19 protein-coding genes, 1 pseudogene and 1 riboswitch are annotated in these 18933 nt (G+C 48.9%); of the genes and pseudogenes, 13 read left to right on the top strand and 7 right to left on the bottom strand.

Annotated features, from left to right (window positions below; translation table 11 throughout):
- The 3 genes from HP568_RS16365 to HP568_RS16355 all read left to right on the top strand — a co-directional run.
- The coding region (locus tag HP568_RS16365; protein WP_173629640.1) for a sensor histidine kinase at positions 1-976 on the top strand (976 nt) is incomplete at its 5' end.
- A gap of 3 nt (positions 977-979) precedes the next feature.
- A complete protein-coding gene (locus HP568_RS16360) occupies positions 980-1897 on the top strand; it encodes a response regulator (RefSeq protein WP_048031576.1) in 918 nt (305 codons plus the stop codon).
- An 89-nt stretch (positions 1898-1986) separates the two neighbouring features.
- A complete protein-coding gene (locus HP568_RS16355) occupies positions 1987-3027 on the top strand; it encodes a GrpB family protein (RefSeq protein WP_173629639.1) in 1041 nt (346 codons plus the stop codon).
- Between the two features lie 76 nt (positions 3028-3103).
- Here the strand turns inward: HP568_RS16355 and HP568_RS16350 are convergent, their stop codons facing one another.
- Genes HP568_RS16350 through HP568_RS16335 form a run of 4 tightly spaced genes read right to left on the bottom strand, consistent with a single transcriptional unit; the run spans position 3104 to position 6528 of the window.
- Positions 3104-3829: an ABC transporter ATP-binding protein gene (locus tag HP568_RS16350; protein ID WP_048031578.1), complete on the bottom strand. Its 726-nt coding sequence runs from the start codon at positions 3827-3829 to the stop codon at positions 3104-3106.
- A 4-nt stretch (positions 3830-3833) separates the two neighbouring features.
- Complete coding sequence (locus tag HP568_RS16345; RefSeq protein ID WP_048031579.1) at positions 3834-4640, bottom strand: ABC transporter permease; 807 nt, start codon at positions 4638-4640, stop codon at positions 3834-3836.
- 17 nt (positions 4641-4657) lie between these two features.
- On the bottom strand, positions 4658-5239 hold the full coding sequence (locus HP568_RS16340; protein ID WP_048031580.1) for a nitrous oxide reductase accessory protein NosL: 582 nt from the start codon (positions 5237-5239) through the stop codon (positions 4658-4660).
- Entirely contained in the window at positions 5236-6528 is a 1293-nt protein-coding gene (locus HP568_RS16335; protein WP_048035722.1) for a right-handed parallel beta-helix repeat-containing protein, read from the bottom strand. The genes HP568_RS16340 and HP568_RS16335 overlap by 4 nt, the downstream gene beginning before the upstream one ends.
- A gap of 370 nt (positions 6529-6898) precedes the next feature.
- Between HP568_RS16335 and HP568_RS16330 the strand changes: the two genes are divergently transcribed.
- Together HP568_RS16330 and HP568_RS16325 are read left to right on the top strand one after the other, a co-directional pair.
- Complete coding sequence (locus HP568_RS16330; protein ID WP_173629638.1) at positions 6899-7210, top strand: hypothetical protein; 312 nt, start codon at positions 6899-6901, stop codon at positions 7208-7210.
- Positions 7211-7283: 73 nt separating this feature from the next.
- Positions 7284-8858: pseudogene (locus tag HP568_RS16325) on the top strand (glutamate synthase-related protein).
- Between the two features lie 289 nt (positions 8859-9147).
- On the opposite strand, the gene HP568_RS16320 reads toward HP568_RS16325, so the two are convergent.
- Positions 9148-9678, bottom strand: coding sequence for a peroxiredoxin (locus HP568_RS16320; RefSeq protein ID WP_173629637.1), 531 nt, complete (start codon positions 9676-9678; stop codon positions 9148-9150).
- Between the two features lie 75 nt (positions 9679-9753).
- The gene (locus tag HP568_RS16315; protein WP_173629636.1) at positions 9754-10638 is read right to left on the bottom strand and encodes a hypothetical protein; all 885 of its coding nucleotides are present in this window, start codon (positions 10636-10638) and stop codon (positions 9754-9756) included.
- A gap of 281 nt (positions 10639-10919) precedes the next feature.
- Between HP568_RS16315 and HP568_RS16310 the strand changes: the two genes are divergently transcribed.
- Positions 10920-13007 carry a TerD family protein gene (locus HP568_RS16310; RefSeq protein WP_173629635.1) on the top strand — a complete coding sequence of 696 codons (2088 nt, stop codon included), beginning with the start codon at positions 10920-10922 and terminating at the stop codon, positions 13005-13007.
- 61 nt (positions 13008-13068) lie between these two features.
- Here HP568_RS16310 and HP568_RS16305 read toward each other — a convergent pair whose 3' ends face one another.
- Positions 13069-13761: a M15 family metallopeptidase gene (locus HP568_RS16305; RefSeq protein ID WP_173629634.1), complete on the bottom strand. Its 693-nt coding sequence runs from the start codon at positions 13759-13761 to the stop codon at positions 13069-13071.
- Between the two features lie 181 nt (positions 13762-13942).
- Positions 13943-14158: riboswitch (cobalamin riboswitch) on the top strand.
- 35 nt (positions 14159-14193) lie between these two features.
- Between HP568_RS16305 and HP568_RS16300 the strand changes: the two genes are divergently transcribed.
- From HP568_RS16300 to cbiB, 7 genes are read left to right on the top strand one after another with little or no spacing between them, the layout of a single operon-like run.
- On the top strand, positions 14194-14370 hold the full coding sequence (locus HP568_RS16300; RefSeq protein ID WP_254551275.1) for a hypothetical protein: 177 nt from the start codon (positions 14194-14196) through the stop codon (positions 14368-14370).
- A 27-nt stretch (positions 14371-14397) separates the two neighbouring features.
- Entirely contained in the window at positions 14398-14946 is a 549-nt protein-coding gene (cobO, locus tag HP568_RS16295; protein WP_173629632.1) for a cob(I)yrinic acid a,c-diamide adenosyltransferase, read from the top strand.
- Positions 14943-16058 (top strand): threonine-phosphate decarboxylase CobD, encoded by a 1116-nt coding sequence (gene cobD / locus HP568_RS16290; protein WP_173629631.1) that lies wholly within the window; start codon positions 14943-14945, stop codon positions 16056-16058. Before cobO ends, cobD begins: the two co-directional genes overlap by 4 nt.
- Positions 16055-16594, top strand: a complete 540-nt coding sequence (gene cobU, locus HP568_RS16285; RefSeq protein WP_048031590.1) for a bifunctional adenosylcobinamide kinase/adenosylcobinamide-phosphate guanylyltransferase — start codon at positions 16055-16057, stop codon at positions 16592-16594. The genes cobD and cobU overlap by 4 nt, the downstream gene beginning before the upstream one ends.
- Positions 16591-17331, top strand: coding sequence for an adenosylcobinamide-GDP ribazoletransferase (cobS, locus tag HP568_RS16280; RefSeq protein ID WP_048031591.1), 741 nt, complete (start codon positions 16591-16593; stop codon positions 17329-17331). Before cobU ends, cobS begins: the two co-directional genes overlap by 4 nt.
- Positions 17328-17960 carry a histidine phosphatase family protein gene (locus HP568_RS16275; RefSeq protein ID WP_173629630.1) on the top strand — a complete coding sequence of 211 codons (633 nt, stop codon included), beginning with the start codon at positions 17328-17330 and terminating at the stop codon, positions 17958-17960. Before cobS ends, HP568_RS16275 begins: the two co-directional genes overlap by 4 nt.
- A complete protein-coding gene (gene cbiB / locus HP568_RS16270; RefSeq protein WP_173629629.1) occupies positions 17957-18907 on the top strand; it encodes an adenosylcobinamide-phosphate synthase CbiB in 951 nt (316 codons plus the stop codon). The genes HP568_RS16275 and cbiB overlap by 4 nt, the downstream gene beginning before the upstream one ends.
- Positions 18908-18933: the final 26 nt, after the last annotated feature.

Genomic DNA, 18933 nt, shown 5'->3' with positions numbered 1-18933 from the left:
GTTTTATTTGCTTCGTGCGCGTAGCTTTCGGGAATTTCCTTTGTGGCTGGGGCTGATAGGTGCATCCATTGATTTCGTCTCCAATGTGGTAGAGATCCAGGTACGACAGTATTTCACTGATTTTCCGCCGATCACCTGGCAAAGCTTTTTGATGCTTCTCTTCTTTGGGGTCCTGCGCAGCTTTTTTGCTGTCGGCTTGTACAACAGCTTTTCGATCAGGCAGTTGCGGGCAGTAGGTGAGGTGCGTCAGCAGGAGTTGGAGCGTCTGCGGATGATTAATACGGAGCTGTATGAAGAAGCTTTTTACTTGCGCAAATCGATGACGCATCTGGAGGAAATCACGCGCGAGAGCTACCAGCTCTACAGGCGTCTTCTCACCTCGGATCATGCGGAATCCCCGACGGCCTTGTCGATAGCCGAGAATGTGCATGAGGTGAAAAAAGATTCGCAGAGGATGCTGGCGGGCATTTCCAAGCTGATTAATCAGGAGGGACTAGCGCCTCAGCTTCCAATCAAAGAGCTGTGTGAGTTGGTTGCACGCGCGAATCAGAAATATGCAGAGATGTTGGGAAAAGATATACGAATAGAGTGGAGCTGTAACATCAACCTGTCGACCAGCCAAATCTATGCGCTGCTCTCTGTGCTAAACAACCTGGTAGCCAATGCGGTAGAGGCGATTCCTACTTCGGGACGGATTGAGTTGAATGTGAAGCTGATTCATCGTCATCTGGTGTTCAGTGTACTTGATAGCGGTCCGGGAATCCCGCTAGAAGAGCAGGAATGGGTGTTTCAACCCGGGTATACGACCAAATACGATGAACAGGGAAATGCATCTACCGGAATTGGGCTGACGCATGCACGTGGAATTGTCCAAAGTTTGCAAGGAAGCTTGCGTATTTTACCTGATCAGAAGCAAATGACGCACTTAGAAGTACAAATTCCGACCGACCAATTGCTCGGAAAGGAGGGAGTGTAAGCAATGATACGTTTCTTTTTAATTGAAGACGATGCTGTCGTGCGTCGCATGCTCGAACGGATTATTCAAGACAGCGGGTTGGGCGAAATTGTAGGGCAAGCTAGCGACGGCAGTCACGTATCGATTGATCAACTATATGGGGTCGATGTCATTTTGATCGACTTGCTAATGCCCGGCCTAGATGGCATCCAAACGATCAAAAAGTTGCAGGCAGATGGCTTCGCGGGCCGATTCATCATGGTGTCACAGGTGGAAAACAAGGAAATGATCGGGGAGGCATATTTGCAGGGGATTGATACCTTTATTCAGAAACCGATTAACCGCTTGGAAGTCATGGCTGTACTGAAGCGAGTATCGGATTACTTGTCGCTGGAAGCATCTCTGCAAACCATCCGCAAGTCATTGCAAATCCTGGATGTCAAAGCAAAAGAACCGCATACCAGCGGCTTGAAAAGTCAGTCTCCCGATCAGGACAACCTGGCACAAAAAGCGAGAAAACTGTTGTTACAGTTAGGGATCGCGAGTGAAGCCGGGGCTCCCGATCTGCTAATGATCATAGAATGGCTCGTACAGGATGAGCGACAAGGAGACAAGCTGCACGAATGGCAGCTCAAGGAACTGTATACACAAATTCTGCTGAAGGTGCATGCGAGCCTGGATGAGCATGGAATTACCAAAGAGGTGCGTGCCATGGAACAACGGATTCGCCGGATGGTCCTGCAAGCCTTTACGCATCTTTCCTCCTTGGGATTGACCGACTATGCCAACCCTACCTTTGAACACTTTGCACCACGACTGTTTGACTTTCAAGAAATTCGCCAACGGATGCAAGAGCTGGAGGCGGGCGAAAAAACGACGAAGTGCCGGATTAGCGTGAAAAAGTTTTTATCTGTCTTTTATATGGAAGCAAAGGCGTTGTAACTGAATAGCGAACATTACATGCGAGCTGGTTCCTGTCGGAAAAGGATCAGCTCCTTTTTTTATCGTACAATCAGGTATGGAGGTGTCCGATGAAATACATATCTTTCATTCAATATCCTGACAAAAAAATTCGTCGATTCCCTGTTGGAAATGAATTGGAATATTTCTTCGATATTAGTTCAAGTGAATTGAGCAAGATCAAAGAAGTAAGAGTAGGAGTGAGAGGGTACATATCGCTTACAGATGATAAAGATAATGAGCTATTAGGACATCGTTTATTTGGGGGGATCGACAGTTTGTGGTTGGAGCTGGTAGAGAGCGTAGAGAAACTGATGCACGATGGGTTCGGAGCAACTATTGTTCAGAATTGTGGTTTAATCATGGAAACATATTCAAAGACGTTGGTAAAGTTTTACATAACCTCCGAAGAAGGAGCTTACAAGAAGCCGTGTAGAATCCTGTCGCAGAAGGATTTTATTGATACGATTCTTGATGGAGCAAAACAATTTTTTTGCCGGCTCAAGGAACATCTCAAGACAAATCAGTACGATGAGGACTTATTGAAGATAGACGAATTGCTGAGAAAAGCCGAGAATTTTCAACCTATTGATCCGTATTTCCATTATCCAAATGAAACGACAAGAGTGAATACATTCCTTTTTCAACATAATGAAGACTGGAGAGAAATGTTTGAAAAAGAGCGCGCGTATCTAATGAAGTTAATTACCGAGACCGATTATGAGATTCAGCATGTAGGGAGCACCGCTATCAATACCCTATCAGCCCGTCCAGTCATTGATATACTGATTGGCACAAAATCAAAGTGGTCAACTGAAATGATTGTTAACGACATACACCGTGACTATTTTTACCAGGAGACTTCTTTCCCAGTCAATGCATGTAAAAAAGGCACACCACCAGACTGTCAGTACAACATTTATGTAACCGAAAAGAACAGTCCGTTTTGGAACAGTGTGATAACGTTTCGAGACAAGCTGTTAACGGATGAGGACTTGGCAAAGGAATATGACGAGTTGAAGAGGAAAGCCTCTGCATGTGGTGACCTTCAAGATTACGAAAACCAAAAAAGCGCATTTATTGAAAGAAATGATCCGTTGAAATTGGCGTAGGATAAACATGAAAAAGCCTTGTTACCGAAATAAAATGGTAACAGGGCTTTTGCCATGCCAAACAAATCTTCATTTATTACGCCTTTGCCTGGTGAACAAGCTCGGAAAAGGCACCGTACAAACCAATTGCCCCGTACTGCTGTTGGTACTCCTTTATCATCCCATCACGAACGATTTTCCCATTCATCAAGAAAATCGCCCGATCCGCTACCGCATCTGCCACCTGCAACTGGTGTGTCGTAAAGAGAACGGATTGACCCGCGAGCTTTACTTCGCGCACCAGATCGACAAAGGCATCCATCCAATACGGATCGAGTCCGTTGGTCGGTTCATCGAGGACGACGAGTGCAGGCTTGGCCAATATCGCTTGGGCAAACAAGAGGCGCTGCTGCATACCTTTGGAGAACTGAGACACCCGTTTGTTTCTCACTTCATGCAGTCCCACCATTTTCAGCAGTCGATCTGCCTCTTCTGGGGTGCGATTGCGCAGGGAAGCATAAAATTCGAGCGTTTCTTTGGCAGTAAGTCCGGCAGAAAACGTAAAGTGATCCGGCATATAACCGATTTCTTGAAGATACTCTACGCGATTATCGTTCCAGTTTAACCCGTTTAGCTGAATGGTTCCCGAAGAAGGTGGGAGAATACCGACGAGCATCCGCAGGATCGTACTTTTCCCTGCACCGTTTCCGCCGCATAGGGCGACGACCTGACCGGGTGCAATGTTCATACTGAATGGATGGACGATTGTTTTTCCATTGATTTCCTTGGTGACCTGATCGATGGTAAGTCCTAACGTCTTCATCGCATTACCTTCTTTCCCATACCCGGATGGCTATGAACAAGGTCGCACTGATCCAGAGCAGACTGAGTGCGACAAAAATAAGATCACCAAGCGGAGAATCAGCCCAGTACACCCATTTGTAGTATTCAGGTCCAAAGATCGAGCCTCCGCCTAATCTGGCAACGGAAAAGATTCGTACAAACTCCGCTGGGTTGAGAAATGTTGCGAGCTGAAGCAGAGGCTTGATCCATGTATAAGGGACGAAGCTGAGCACAGAGATGAGCAAAGTAGGCCATGCCAGAATATAGAAGAACCAGACGCTGACCCCCATTGTCAAAGCTTGCCAACGGTTTTTACTGATAGCGCCAATCAGCATGGCAATGCCTAAAAATAACAGAATGAGACAGATGGAAAAAGCAAGCAAAAACAAGAGAGTCGAAAAGGCAAAGCTTTTTCCTAACAGCATGCCAGCTACACCAGACAACCCATACCCAAAGCTAACAATCGCGACTAACACGAGTGCTTGTCCCAAGTATTTCCCCAACAAGAACGAAAAGGTCGTCATGGAGTAGGTAGAGAGGAGCTGCCAGCTTCCCTCTTCTTTTTCGGCCGTCAAGGAAAAAGAGGAGAGAAGCATCGTCATCAGTGGCAGCAAGTATAAAATCAGATTCAGCATGGTACCTGTCGTATACGTATAACCCTTCATGTAGGACTGCGATTGGATGATCAAGAGTCCCAAGCTAAACAGGGAGAACAGAGCCATAAACGAGTAGGACCATGGATTGCGAAAGCCTACCTTCACTTCTCGTTTGGCAATCAGATTGATGTGCAAAGACTCCACTCCCTCTGTTAGTTATGTGTGGTTGGGGTAGTACTGTTGCTTCCATGATCGGCTGGCTTGCTTTCGTGACCGCCATTATGTTGACCTTCGGAAGACTGTCCGTCTTTGTTCATATGCTTGCTCATGCCATTTTCCCAGCTATGATTTTTCAACTGTTCCGCACTCATGACAATGCCTTTCTTTTGTTCCTGAACGAAGCTGTCAGCAGCAGACTTTTCCTTAAAGGAATAGATGCCATATGTCATTGGTGTTTTGAAGTCTTTGTCATAAGCGTAGGTAGCTTGCTCTGCTTTTGTCCATTCTGCTGTGTAGTAATCGCGGACGAATTGGACAGCCACGTTATCGGTTCCATTCTCTTTCATCCAGTTGTTCATGCAGCCGAGATCATCGAACTTCAGTGCTTTTCCATCTTTTAAGACGATTTCAGTAGCATTGTGATCGTTAGGGACATGCATTTTGCACAGGTCGCACTTGTCTACGCCTTCCGCGATATCTACTGGTTTCGGCTCTTCGCTTCCGCAGCCGACCATAAGCAGGCTAATGCCGATAATTGCTCCAATTGATGTGCACCATTTTTTCATTTTGTTCATGATTTTCTCACTCCTATATAAATGATCGAACAGCTTCCTATTAACAAGATAAGTCCAAGAATGCCTGCACCCCAACCGCTCGTTTGCCCGGATTCAAGTAGCACGGTGTCCGAGGGTTGCATTAAAGGAGATGCGTCCTTGATTGCTGAGCCGGCCCCACTTGTAAACAAGCCTTCCAGAAACACGAATCCCGGGGCTTGGAAAAACAACTGGTAGGCTGGAACCGCATCGGTTAAACCCAGGTAAAACGGATTCATCTCGTACGGCAAATCACTGCGGGAATCCCCGTTCACATCGAGTCCTTGCAAATTGTCCCAGTAGTTTTTGTTTAAGTTGTTGTTTTGACTATCCTGGGCTTGCGCTTGGATGACGTTGGAGACAAATTGGTTATCGGACAATACGTTGTCAGAAGAGGACAAAAACTGCATGCCGATAAAGTTGAGACTGAGTAAATTGTTTTTGACCGTAATGCCGGATGATTGCTCTAAATACAGTCCAACGCGGTTCCCCTCAATCGTGTTGTTTGCAATCAGCGTATCCTGAACGGTAATGAGAAGAATTCCTTGCGAACCAGGATTTTTTTGCTGTTTCAGAAATTGATTCCCGGTAACCGTCAGATTGCGCGACTCCATAAGCTGGGAGCCCGTCACATTTTCCATTCCAATGTTGTTGATGACCGTCGTATCAGAGGTGCCCATGAAGTGATAGCCGTAGCGCGATTTCGTCACCAGATTTTGTTCCAGATGGTTTCGATCGCTATTTTCGACGTAAAAGCCATCTTCGACATTCGTCACCTGATTTTTAATGAAACGGTTATGATGCGATTCACGCAGGTCGATTCCGTTTCCTCGTTTCGCCTTTTCCGTTTGCTTTGGCTTTACTTCGGGCTGTGCCCCGTGATTATGTCCAGAACTGGTCGTTGGACTGCCATCGCCTTTGATTTTTCCGATGACTTGAACGTTGTGCAGCGTGTTGTAGTCTGCTTGCCGTAATTGAATACCGATCCCTTTCGTTTCAACGATGACATTCTCCAGAAAGTTTTGATCGCCACGGATGACAAGAGCGGCAACATCACTGTTGATTCGTTTGTCCACGATATGGATTCCTTGCACACTCACATTGTCGCTTTCAATCGTGAGCGTTGCCTCTTCCTCGGTCGGATTGATGATCTTCACTGGATCATTGGCTACCAATTGAATCGGCTTGGTAATACGGATAGGGCCTCTGTACAAGCCATATGGGATGGTAACGGTATCGTTTGGGCGTGCTTGATCAATCATCGCCTGCAAGGAGTCAGAATCCGCAGGTGTCGCCTTGGCTGTGATAGGCAACTGTAGAGCAACGATACAAATGACGGAGACGAAAAGTAGCGGGAGAGATAATTTTCGATTGTTCCATCGTAATGACAGGGTGCATCCTCCCCTATTCCACTAGAGAGCTCTCTTGTTTATTGCCGGATAATCGGCTGCTAGCTACATTTAGGATAACAGCCTCTTTTCATTTTCGTATGACTCAACCGGGCTATAAAACGTGTCAAAAAACGCAACGATTTTAAAAAAATGGAAGGATGCGGAAGCTTAATGTCTGAGGTGGCATTGTGCAATCAAAGCGGTCATACTAAATGGGGGCGAAGGTCGAGACGAAAAGGAGAGACAATAAATGGATACAAACATAGAGAAGGTACTGCGCACAACACTGGAATATTGGGAGCGGATGAAAAAGAGCCACGAGGACGAAGCGGAGGACGATGCGAATCAGTTTGAGGCTTCGTTTTACCGCATGATGGAGCAAATACGCGAGTGGTACGATCAACTGGAGACGAAGCCTGATACGCTAGAGGATGCACTGCTTCTTCCGGACATGGCAGAGGTTGCAGAACAACTGCCTGTAGAGATCATGCTGAATTTTGAAACGGAGCTGGAATTGATCGTAGATGGGCAAATACGGGAGGATGATGAGAAATACGATTAAAAACAGAGAACTTGTTGCATCCTATCCTTGACATGATTTACTAGAATATTGTGTTTGGGGAGGGTAAGCACACGTGGTACCTACTCTGTTATGCGTCATTATCATCATCCTTCTTCTGCCACCCATTGTATTTTTTGGTTATATGTACGCCCTGTCTAAACAGCCGAAGCATTCCATTATTCGTTCCCATCCCTTTTTGGGGTGGATGCGTTATTTGCTGGAAAAGCTCGGGCCTGAGTTTCGCCAGTATTGGTTTGAATCGGATACAGAAGGGAAACCGTTCTCCCGTTCTGACTTTGTCGGTATGGTTTATGCGGCCAAATACAGGACTGACCTGATTTCGTTTGGTGGAAAACGCGATTACGAGAAGCCCGGCTTCTATTTGTCCAATGCGATGTTCCCGAGGCTGACGAGTGAGCTGCGGGTAGATAACGAGAAAGTCGTCCCTGGAAAAAAGTATGAGATTACCCATGAGGGACTGTTTACAAGAAGAGAAAAGTTAATCGAGGAACAAGAAGTTAAGCCGTGGATGCTGCATGACGAGGATGTCATTGTCGTGGGCGAAAACAGAAGGCAGCCCTGGCGGCTAAAAGGGATGTTCGGTGCTTCAGCTACCTCCTTTGGAGCAGTGGGAGAAAACTATATCATGTCCACGGGGTATGGGGCACGTATGGCAGGTGGCTCTTGGATCAATACAGGAGAGGGTGGCGTTGCAGAAGTTCACGTCTCAACAGGCGTAGATATTATTTCGCAAATTGGGCCGGGGATGTTTGGTTTCCGTGATGACAGTGGCAAGTTTTCGATCGAAGAATACAAGAAAAAGGCAAGCATCCCGAACATCAAAGCGTTCTAGCTGAAGTTTCATCAAGGGGCCAAAATACGCGGTGGGCACCTCGAGGGCTCCAAGGTCACGGAAAAAGTCGCGGCAGCAAGGCTGGTGCCTGTGGGACAAACTGTCAATTCACCGAACCGCTTCGAATTCCTCACCAATCCGGATGAAGCCTTGCGTTTCATAGGTAGTTTGCAGGAGGCGGGAGGCAAGCCGGTTGGAGTAAAAATCGTCGTCGGCGATCAAAAGCGGTTGGAGCATTTTTTTGAGAAAATGCTGGAGTTGTCCATTTACCCGGATTTCATTACGGTTGACGGCTCTGAGGGCGGTTCAGGAGCAATGTTCAAGGCTATGGCAGATGGCATGGGCTTGCCTCTTTTCGCCGCGCTCATCATCCTCGATGATACGATGCGGAAATTCGGGGTACGGGACCGCATCAGGATTTTTGCTTCCGGCAAGCTCGTTACCCCTGACAAAGTAGCCATCGCCATGGCATTGGGAGCGGATTGCGTCAACTCCGCGCGGGGCTTTATGATTGCAACTGGTTGTATTATGGCGATGCAATGCCATACGGGTAAATGTCCGACAGGAGTCACTACGACGGATTCCAAATACCAGGAGGCGTTGGTTCCGGCAGAAAAGCAGTGGCGTGTCATGAACTATATTTTGCAGTTGAGGGAAGGCTTGTTCTCGCTGGCGGCAGCATGTGGCTTGGAGAGTCCGACAGAGCTTAGGAGAGAACATGTCGTGTTTACCAACGAAAGCGGGGAGACCATACGTGTGGTTGACTTGTTTCCATACCCGGTCGTGTCCAGATAAGTATTTACAAAGGAGATAAATAATGGTAAGGTGAATAAATCAGGCTATAGTACACCTTCCTTCTAACCCAACTAGCGATTAGGGGTACTGCTTTCCTGATTTTTTTTACGTATAGGAATTTATAAGCGGTACGCTTATGAATTCCGGAGCGCATGAAAACTTTCCGCTAAAACGCGATCGCTCCTCCATGAATAGGCCTCGATAGAGGTTTTCTTATGCCCATGAAAAAATGAAAAAGGCCGTATGATCCTGTGCAAGCGATCATACGGCCTTTGTTTCTGTTTATCGATTAGGATATCGTGTTTTGCCCAGGCTTCCAGTCCATCGGGCACAAACCGCCTGATTGCAAAGCTTCGATCACACGGAGTGTCTCATCTACGCTTCTGCCCACCTTGGAGTTGGAGATGAGCGCATATTGCAGGATGCCTTCCGGATCGATGATGAAGCTGCCGCGCAGCGGAGCTTTGGTTGCTTCGTCCAGCACACCGTATGCAAGGGTCGCTTCTTTGCTGTAATCGGCAGCGAGCGGGAACGAGAGTGGACCGATGCCTTCACTCGATCTCATCCAGGCTTTGTGTGTATGTATGCTGTCGCCGCTGATGCCAAGCACCTCGACATTCAAATCCGCGAACTCCTTGATCCGGCGGTTGAGGCTGAGGATTTCCGTCGGGCACACTTTCGAAAAGTCAAACGGGTAAAAGAACAAAAGAAGCCATTTTCCACGATAGTCTACCAAGCTCTTTGGCAGGGGAAATCCGTTGTCAAACGTAACGGTGTCCATCGTAAAATCAGGTGCAGGAAGTCCAATACGTGCTGTCATAAATCGATCTCCTCGTTTCTGATACCGTATGTCAGGTACTGGTAACAAAGTATCACGAATGATAAGGAGAATCAATTAGTTCGGAATTTCAGAAGTGTTGTGGAGCTTTTTTGCATCGTTCTTTTGTAGAAGGAAGAAAACGATTGGAAAGAAGGCGACCAAGAAACAACAGGCGGCGAGAATCGGAAATACGGATATTTCCAAAACAGCACGACCGAGATAGGTTTGCCAGCCGATTGCTGCTAAACCGAGCAAGTAGGCGATACCTGTGAGATGGATGAATCCAGTCCGAGCAGTGGACACGTACTGTTTACGTTCCACTAACCAAGCGACAAAAGGTACTGCTTGCAGAGCATGAAAACCAATACCATGGAGCCAAATGATATTCCCTTCCTGGCCGACCACTCGACCGTTGTTGCATGAAATCCAGAGGCCTGCCGCAAACGATAGCATAATCGCAATCATTGCATAGCGGATGCCAACGGCCAGCTCTGGGTGTAGGGAATAAGCTTTTCTGCGGAAAAACTGAATGGCAATGAATACATAAAAGAGGACCAGGAGAAGAGCCACAAACGTAAAAATGGAACCGACTGCGACGTCGAAGGGTGTGCCATTTTTGACGAACCTTGGGTCCACGCCGCGAAAGTTTTGTACGGTTTCTGCTCCGTAAGAATAGAAAGCAAGCAAGATATAAGACCAGCGAAAGAAAGCTTTACTTCGCGTGCCCAGAGCAGATAACGGCATAATTGCGGCTGTCGACAATAAAAATATTCCGAGTGCGGCATTAAAGGAAAACGCTTTCGAGACATCGCCATTAGGAGCGACGGGTCCTCCATACAGCATGACCCAGGTTGCGCATATGGCAGCGAGTAAGAAGCCAAGCAAGCCAGTATACACTAACCATTTCTCCCCTTGAAAGAAAGGGGGTGCTGGATGACTTTTCTTAACAGATTGATTCATGAATCGAGTTCTCCCTCCAGTTAAGTTTTGGTAATCTGCTACTCACTTTACAGGGATGAAGAATGCTGAATAACGGGCAGCGGAATGAAATCGAATTAGGTCCGGGGACGGATTTATATCTCGTTCCTGAGGGAAAGCTTTACCATCAGGAAAAATTGAAGTAAACTGTATAAAAATTACAAAAAGGAATAAAAAATCAGGCTATCGTACACCTTCCTTCTGAGCTAAAGGTTTGGTTCACCATTAGGGGTACTGCTTTCCTGATTTTTTTCGTGATGCCAATGAAAAATCAAATCTACCTTCGCCGGAAAAATAAAATCATCGTACATCAGGGGCAGCATGAACTGCCTACCTCTTATTTAGCTGCGGCTTTGCGTAATATAGAGAGCTTGGGCTATACCTTTTCACTGGAATTGCTAGAAAGAATTCGGACGCTGTCGGAAGGAGAGTTTTTTGCGCTCTATTCGGACGTGGTAGCAGTACTCAAGGTAAAGATCGGGGCATCCCGCCAATACAAGCCGATGTATCCGAATTTTCCTAAGCAAGTCATGGATGCTAGCGAGGGTGAGCTGTTTGTAAATGCGATCATTCATTATTTGACATTGGACCTTCCTGTGCACGAAGTGAAAAAACGTTTGCCATTGCTGAGAGAATCTCGCCTGAAGCTGATTCATTTAGGCACAGACGAAGAGCTACTACAGATAGGAATGAACTTGCTGCGCTCCAATAGCTCGCTTTCTGTTACTGACAGGGAAGACTTGGAGGGCTTGATTCAGGCCTATGAAGACATCGCAGAAGCTCTGCCTGCGGAGATTCCCCAGAAGGAAAACGTCGCAATCGCTGCTAGCTTGTTGCTCAAGTATGACAAGCTCCCTGCTACTTTTTTGGCCCACTATTGCAAGACTGCGACAGATGTATTGCGACTGGCGGTGGCGATGTCTGACGGGGATGTGAGCTTGGCAGAGCCTGCGAAATTTCGCAAGTTCAAACGCGGGGATAGGAGGCTGCTCCTCCGCCTGCTGGAAGTCAGTTCGAATATTGTAGAAGACATGAATCGTTACAAAAACAGATGGATTCGTCTCGGGGAAATCTTGCATCCGTTTGAATATAAGGATCGTTATCCAAAAGCGGCAGAAGCATTCGATATTTTGCGCAACAATCACAAGGTCGAGACGTTCAATAGCCAAGTAGAGCAGGCGTTGGTCCGTGCGGATGTGAATGCGGCGATCAAGCTGCTCGAACAACGTCCAGGGGAATTTGCCCGTCGTCTGGATCATTTGTTGCGTTTGACGGAGCAGGGGAGTCCAGTCCTTTCTGCCTTCGAGAAAATTGCGGATGGTGTATCGACTCCCGTTCTTTTGCAAGTCATGAATCACTTTGACAAACGGGATAGCTATGGGGAATGGCGGACCTTTTTTCCGAAAGGGCAAGTGGCGAAAGTACAGGCAATTGAAAACCGTGTGCCAGGGCTGCAAGAGGACATCAGGCAGAAGGCAGCGGATATTTGCCGGACATCATTGTTGAACCGTTTTGCCCAATTGCCGTCGCTGGGCAACGTCTATATCGACCCGCGGCTACAGGAGCATCTCGTTCCGTTTTCCATGCGATCCGCCAGCAAAGCACTACGCACGATTGCACGCGGCTCCCGGCTATCGATCCCGGATGGAGGAACGATTCGCTTTTTCCTGTGGTGGAGGGAAGGGATCGTCAACGATGTCCCTACAGGCAGAGTCGATATCGATTTGTCTGCCGTGCTATATAATGAAGACTGGAAATACATGGAGCATATTTCCTATACCAATCTGCGTTCCGAAAAGTATCAAGCGTGCCATAGCGGGGATATTGTGGAGGCTCCCAAAGGCGCGTGCGAATTCATCGACATTGACATGGATTCTGTCATCCGCTATGGCGGTCGATATGTCGTCATGAACTTGTATTCGTTTACGAGTCAGCCTTATTGCGATTTGCCTGAATGCTTCGCAGGCTGGATGATTCGTTCGGCGCCACAGACAGGAGAAATTTTCGAGCCGCAGACGGTACAGGACAAGATTGATCTCGCCGCAAACACGCGGATTTGTATCCCGGTCATTCTGGATCTCGTGGAGAGAAAAGTGATTTGGACGGATATCGCCCTGAATTCCGATCCGCGGTTTGCCAACAATGTGGAATCCAATGCCGGAGGGGTGGAGCTGATGGGAAAAGCGCTCACCTCGTTGGTGAAGCCTACCCTGCATGAGTTGTTCATGCTTCATGCACAGGCGAGAGGGAGGTTGACTGATCAAGCAGAAGAGGCAGATACGGTGTTTTCCTTGGAGAAAGGAATTACGCCGTTTGATACGGAGATCATCATGGCGGATTTTATGCAGTGATGGTTTCATAAAGGAATAAGCAAGACCGTCAGGCAGTGTATGCTGACGGTCTTTTCATTTCTTACATCGACAAAACTCCGCCATAGATTGGCTCCTGCTGCGTTTTTTGTCCCCAAGTGCGCGTACCATACTCGAAATGCCACCACTCCTGCGGATAGTTGACGAATCCGGCGGCGGTCATCAAATGATAGAGTAGTCGGCGATTGTCTCGAATCTCGATGTCTTTTTGGGTAGGATGTACGAGTTCTTCATAATGGCGAGTCTCAGCCCTTTCACTGAAATCATCGAAGGCTGTGCCCATCTCCAGCCAGCCATCAGGTCCTGCGATAGTCAGATCGACTGCGCCACCGGATAGGTGAGGGGACGGTTTGGAGAGGTCTGTTGTTGGATAAGCGACGAATTTGCTCAATTCTTCCGTGAGGGCAGGTCCTTCCTGCCAGCCTTGTAAAAGCAAGGCTTCACGAAAACGTTCATACAATGATGCCTGTACCTCGAATGAGCGCCAGCCGTCCAACACGACGAGCTTGTAACCAACTGGCAGTTGCGTGGCTGCCGTGGCGAGCTTGCGTGCTGCCCCTTCTCGCAAAAAGGCTTCTGGCTGCGTTCCGGCATAGCCCTCGTGGTAGTAGGCTGGATAAACTGTGATTTGTTCACAAAGGGATGAGAGTCGGATCATTGGTTCGCCGCATTCCTTAATCGGCAGTGGGCTGGGCAGGACCATGTCTGGTATTTTTGGAATCGGAGGAATTAGCATGACTGCACACCACTTTCGACTGTTTTGCCAATAGGGTATCGAAAATTTTCAAGTAAGTAAACGGTGATTATCTTCAATTTTCTGCCAAAGACACCTCCACGAATCAGCAGCTTTTGCTTGAATCCTCGGTAGCTTTTGCTATTATTAAAGCAAGTGCTTGTCAACGAAACGAATGATATTTACATATGAAAGAGAAACAGGTCCTTGTTTTTGCGAAACCGATTCGCAGGAGCAAGGTTAAAAGGGAAGTTTGGTGAAAAGCCAACGCGGTCCCGCCACTGTAAGAGAGTAGCTGTTCTTCAAGGCATCATGCCATCCACTGCCCATCCGGGAGCGGGAAGGAGAAGAAGAGCGATGATCCTCGAGCCAGGAGACCTGCCTGTTTTATGTTTACACTGATTTCCTTCGGGTCAAAGGAAGAGGTGAGGATTGTTGCTTTTCAACTATCCGCGCTTTGTTTTTCCTTACGTACTGGGGGAAACAAAGCGCTTTTTTTCTGTGAAAAACGTCTCGACGTTTTTCATAAAAGTGGATGCGACCGCTTGCGGTCAACAAAACGGTCATGACCGTTTTGTTGCTTCGGAAAGTATGGACGGAACAGCGGAGTAAAATACGTTACTTCTTGAGGTGGTCACGATGGAGAAAAACGATAAGAAGCGGGGCTTGACCCTTGTTTACACAGGAGACGGCAAAGGAAAAACAACGGCAGCAGTCGGATTGGCTGTACGAGCGACAGGGCGCGGGAAAAAGGTGCTCATGGTTCAATTCATCAAGTCGCCGGAGCGTACATACGGAGAAAAGATTATTTTTGATAAATTGGGCATTGAAATTGTGCAAATGGGCGTTGGCTTCACATGGACGAAGACACCGGAGGAGCATCGGCAGGCATTGAAAGAAGCTTGGGCGTTTGCGAGTGAAAAGCTCTCTTCCGGAGCGTTCGACGTCGTCATTCTGGATGAACTGAATAATGCATTGGCGATTGACCGCTTCCCGATTGACGATGTGTTGCCATTATCCGCAGTGTTGGAAGCGATTCAAAACAGGCCAAGTCATATCCACCTCGTGATTACGGGACGGGCAGCAAAGCAGGAGATTTTGGACATCGCAGATTTGGTGACGGAGATGAAGCCAATCAAGCATTACTACGATGAAGGGATTCCAGCTGTTCTGGGGGTAGAGTTTTGACAAGTGCAGGGGTAATAGAGACGTACGGTCATGGCGGAGATCTGCTGACCGCAGCCCAGCGCTTTGGTCGAGAGCCCGGGCAGTTTCTGGATTACAGTGCCAATATTAATCCGCTGGGGATGCCAGCAAGCGTTCGTGAGATGCTACTGGCTTCGCTGGCTGCTGTCGCGCATTACCCAGACCCTGGACATCGTGTGTTTCGTCGGGCACTGGCGAAGCGGCTACAGGTGCCAGAGGAATGGTTGCTGCCTGCCAATGGTGCAGCGGAGGCAATGGCATTGGCCATCCTCGGTCTTTCGCCGCAAACAGTTGGTGTGGTATATCCTTGCTTTTCGGAATACGCGCAACTTTCCGAGCAGTATGGAGCCAGTGTCATTGGATGCTTCGGGAAGGAAGCGAACGGGTACAAGCCCGATCCTGCGGAGCTGTACACGCTTTTTACACAATCTGATCTCGTATTTGTTGGGTCGCCAAACAATCCGACAGGAATCCTGTATCAACCATATGAACTGCGCCAAATGGCGGAATGGACGAAAGAGACCCATACGTGGCTCATCGTGGATGAGGCTTTCCTCGATTTTGTGGAGGAAGAGCGGCAGTATACATTGGCGACGCAACTTGAGCACTATCCCCGTGTGATACTGATGCGTTCGATGACGAAAATGTACGCGATCCCGGGATTGCGCCTGGGTTATGCGATTGCCCATCCGGATGTCATTGTGAAAATGCGCCAGAAGCAAGTGAGCTGGAGCGTGAATGCACTGGCCCTTTTAGCTGGAGAGCTGTGCTTGCAGGAGCAGGCATACGAAGAACAGACGCGCAGGCTCATAAAAGAAGAACGTGCGTATTTGACTGATTGCATCCGTAGTGAATTGGGCTGGCAGGTATGGCCGAGTGAGGCCAACTTTTTGCTGCTGCGTTCGCCAGAAGGATTGTCAGCCGAACAATTGCAGGCACGGCTTGGCAAAAAAGGCGTTCTGATCCGCAACTGTGCGATGTATCCCGGTTTGACGGCGCATGATGTGAGAATCGCAGTGCGTGGACGAGAGGACAATGAACGACTTCTGGCAGCGCTTCGCGAGGTCCATGCGGAAGGAAGTGAACAGCGATGAGCTTGGTGCTGGTAACGGGCGGTGTCCGTTCAGGAAAAAGCCGCTACGCGGAAGAGCTTGCGATGACGTTGAGCAGTCGAGTCCTGTACGTGGCGACAGGCAAGGCCTGGGATGATGAAATGAAGCAGAGAATCGAGCTGCATCAGGCACGTCGTCCGCTGGACTGGGGCTGTGTGGAGGTAGGAGAGAGATTAACCGATTACCACGCATTTAGTGAGCAGTATGATGTGGTTTTGATCGATTGTCTGTCCACCTGGGTGAGTAATCGGTTGATGAGCGTCGATGAGTCTGAATGGAGAAGTCCTTCACACACGAAAGCCCTGCTGCAGGAGGCAGAGGCATGGCTGTCCCTCGTTCAGAATTCCCCGCAAAAAGTTATTGCTGTCACAAGCGAGGTCGGATTGGGCGGTGTAGCCTTGAGTCGTTTGGGCAGATGGTTCGCGGATGTGCTGGGCGATGTCAATCAGAGAAGTGCGCGACAAGCGGACGCCGTCTACGCGGTTTTGTCGGGGATACCGTGGAGGATCAAAGGATGAATGCATTTTTACACGCGATCTCGTTTTTTACCCGCATTCCGGTTCCGTGGCTTCGTCCTTCAGAGGAGGCGTGGAGAAAAAGCGTCAACTGGTATCCCGCAGTTGGTTTGGTCATCGGTTTCTTGCTATGGGGTGTACATCAGGCAGGCCTGCTGTTGTTTAGTCCTTGGATCACGGCTATTTTGACGTTGGTCGCGTGGGTCTACGTGACTGGTGGTCTTCATATGGATGGGTGGATGGACCTCGCGGACGGTCTTGGCAGCAGCAGACCGAGGGAGCAAATACTTGCGATTATGAAGGACAGCCGCGTAGGTGCGATGGGAGTACTTGCTGCGATTATGCTGTTGCTGATCAAGGCGGGTGCAGTCGCAGAGCTCGCACATCCGGGATGGGGCAGTTTTTTGATTATGGCACCAGTAGCAGCGCGGACACATGTGCTTTTGTCGATCAAGCTCTGGCCTTATCTTTCGGCAGACAAAGGGATCGGAAAAGGCATCAGTGCTGGGCTTTCCGTTGCCTCTATCATCGTGAGCTACATCATCTTGTTTGCCGCAGGTTGGTATCTGGGGGGATTGCAGGTTATTACAGCCATTTTCCTGTCACTGTTGTTCGCTCTATTGTTTTCACGCTCGGTTGCAAAAAAACTGGGCGGTTTAAATGGAGACTGCTACGGGGCTGTTATCGAAAGCAGTGAAGCGGTCGTTCTGCTGGTGTTAGTCGGGAGTTGGTGGTTATGAAGCTAGTTTGGATACGTCACGGGGAGACAGACAGTAATCGTGAGCATCGATATTTGGGGCATAGTGACGTTCCTTTGAATGAACACGGGCATTTCCACGTGAGTGAGTTGGCAAAGGAATTACCTGTGCTCATCGGGCAACCTGCTGCAATCTACGCAAGCGATCTGCTCAGATGCATCCAGACTGCCGAACCGCTCGCAACTGCTTGGGGGTTATCGGTTATTCCGGAGCCAGCACTGCGAGAGCTGTCTTTTGGCGAGTGGGAGCTGATGACCTACGATGAGCTGATGCAAACGGACCCCGTGCGAGCCACAAGGTGGTACGACGATCCTTTTCGAAATCGACCTCCACAAGGGGAGAGTCTTGAAGAGCTGGGGATGCGCGTGGATCGTTGGCTACGTTCCTTGTTGGAGAGAGCGGGCAAGGAGGAGGCATCCGATACAGTCGTCATCGTCACACATGGCGGCGTGATCCGATGGTTCCAAGCTGCGTGGCTCGAAAACAATCCTGACCGATATTGGCAGGTCGATGGCATGAAGCATGGGGAGGCTCTGGTGGCGGAATGCTTGGATGCGGAAGGGCAGAGCTGGATGCGACAACCCCTGAAGAGTAAGAGAGGGACAACATGACAGAAGTATGGATATTATGCGCGGCCTACTTGATTGATCGGGTGGTAGGAGACCCCCGGAGCCTGCCGCATCCAGTGATCATCATGGGCTGGTGGATTACACGATTGGAACGGGTCATACGTTCTCTCGTTAAAAGTGAGTCGCATTTGAAGCTGGCAGGAGTCCTATTCCCGCTCGTGATCGTTGGTGGCAGCTACGCTGTCGTTTGGCTGCTCCTGTGGGGAGCGATGTTCATCCATCCGGTGTTTGCCTGGATCTTGGGTGCCTGGCTGATTTCCACGACGATTGCGACAAAAGGCTTAGCCGATGCCGGGATGGAGATTGCCCGTCATCTCGTGGCTGGGGATATGGAAGCGGCGAGACGGTCCTTGTCCATGGTAGTCGGACGCGATACAGAGCGGCTAGATGAACCGGAAGTATGTCGGGGAGCGGTAGAAACCGTGGCAGAAAACATCGTCGATGCGATCGTCTCTCCGCTGATTTACGCAGCGATTGGGGGAGCACCGTTGGCAATGGCGTACCGTGCCGCCAACACCCTCGACTCCATGGTTGGCTATAAAAACGAGAAGTATAGGAATCTCGGCTGGGCATCTGCCCGCTTTGACGATGTACTGAACTACATCCCAGCCCGTTTGACAGCTTTGTTGCTCGTTGCCGCAAGCTGGCTGCAGCGATTGGATGGGAAGCAGTGCTGGGCAATGATCCGAAGAGATGCGCATTTGCATCCGAGTCCAAACAGCGGTTTGCCGGAAGCCGGAGTCGCTGGCGCATTAGGCGTGCAGCTCGGGGGGCTGAACTATTATCAAGGTGTTGCGTCGAATCGGGCAAAAATGGGAGATGCGAAGCGACCATTGCAGGCAAGTGATATTGTCGCGACGATTCGTTTGATGTATCTCGTTTCGCTCTTATGTCTGCTCGTTAGCGTGATGATATCGATTTTATTATAAACAGGAAGCGAAAAGGGGAGGGGCCT

The sequence above is a fragment of the Brevibacillus sp. MS2.2 genome (assembly GCF_013284345.1).
GTDB lineage: Bacteria > Bacillota > Bacilli > Brevibacillales > Brevibacillaceae > Brevibacillus > Brevibacillus brevis_C.
This window is presented reverse-complemented; position numbering and strand designations above follow the sequence as displayed.

What these genes read in the sequence shown, in the direction of transcription:
- HP568_RS16360 (WP_048031576.1), top strand. Translation starts at nt 980, where the DNA reads ATGATACGTTTCTTTTTAATTGAAGACGATGCTGTCGTGCGTCGCATG.
- HP568_RS16355 (WP_173629639.1), top strand. Translation starts at nt 1,987, where the DNA reads ATGAAATACATATCTTTCATTCAATATCCTGACAAAAAAATTCGTCGA.
- HP568_RS16350 (WP_048031578.1), bottom strand. Translation starts at nt 3,829, where the DNA reads ATGAAGACGTTAGGACTTACCATCGATCAGGTCACCAAGGAAATCAAT.
- HP568_RS16340 (WP_048031580.1), bottom strand. Translation starts at nt 5,239, where the DNA reads ATGAACAAAATGAAAAAATGGTGCACATCAATTGGAGCAATTATCGGC.
- HP568_RS16330 (WP_173629638.1), top strand. Translation starts at nt 6,899, where the DNA reads ATGGATACAAACATAGAGAAGGTACTGCGCACAACACTGGAATATTGG.
- HP568_RS16320 (WP_173629637.1), bottom strand. Translation starts at nt 9,678, where the DNA reads ATGACAGCACGTATTGGACTTCCTGCACCTGATTTTACGATGGACACC.
- HP568_RS16315 (WP_173629636.1), bottom strand. Translation starts at nt 10,638, where the DNA reads ATGAATCAATCTGTTAAGAAAAGTCATCCAGCACCCCCTTTCTTTCAA.
- HP568_RS16310 (WP_173629635.1), top strand. Translation starts at nt 10,920, where the DNA reads ATGAAAAATCAAATCTACCTTCGCCGGAAAAATAAAATCATCGTACAT.
- HP568_RS16305 (WP_173629634.1), bottom strand. Translation starts at nt 13,761, where the DNA reads ATGCTAATTCCTCCGATTCCAAAAATACCAGACATGGTCCTGCCCAGC.
- cobO (WP_173629632.1), top strand. Translation starts at nt 14,398, where the DNA reads ATGGAGAAAAACGATAAGAAGCGGGGCTTGACCCTTGTTTACACAGGA.
- cobU (WP_048031590.1), top strand. Translation starts at nt 16,055, where the DNA reads ATGAGCTTGGTGCTGGTAACGGGCGGTGTCCGTTCAGGAAAAAGCCGC.
- cobS (WP_048031591.1), top strand. Translation starts at nt 16,591, where the DNA reads ATGAATGCATTTTTACACGCGATCTCGTTTTTTACCCGCATTCCGGTT.
- HP568_RS16275 (WP_173629630.1), top strand. Translation starts at nt 17,328, where the DNA reads ATGAAGCTAGTTTGGATACGTCACGGGGAGACAGACAGTAATCGTGAG.
- cbiB (WP_173629629.1), top strand. Translation starts at nt 17,957, where the DNA reads ATGACAGAAGTATGGATATTATGCGCGGCCTACTTGATTGATCGGGTG.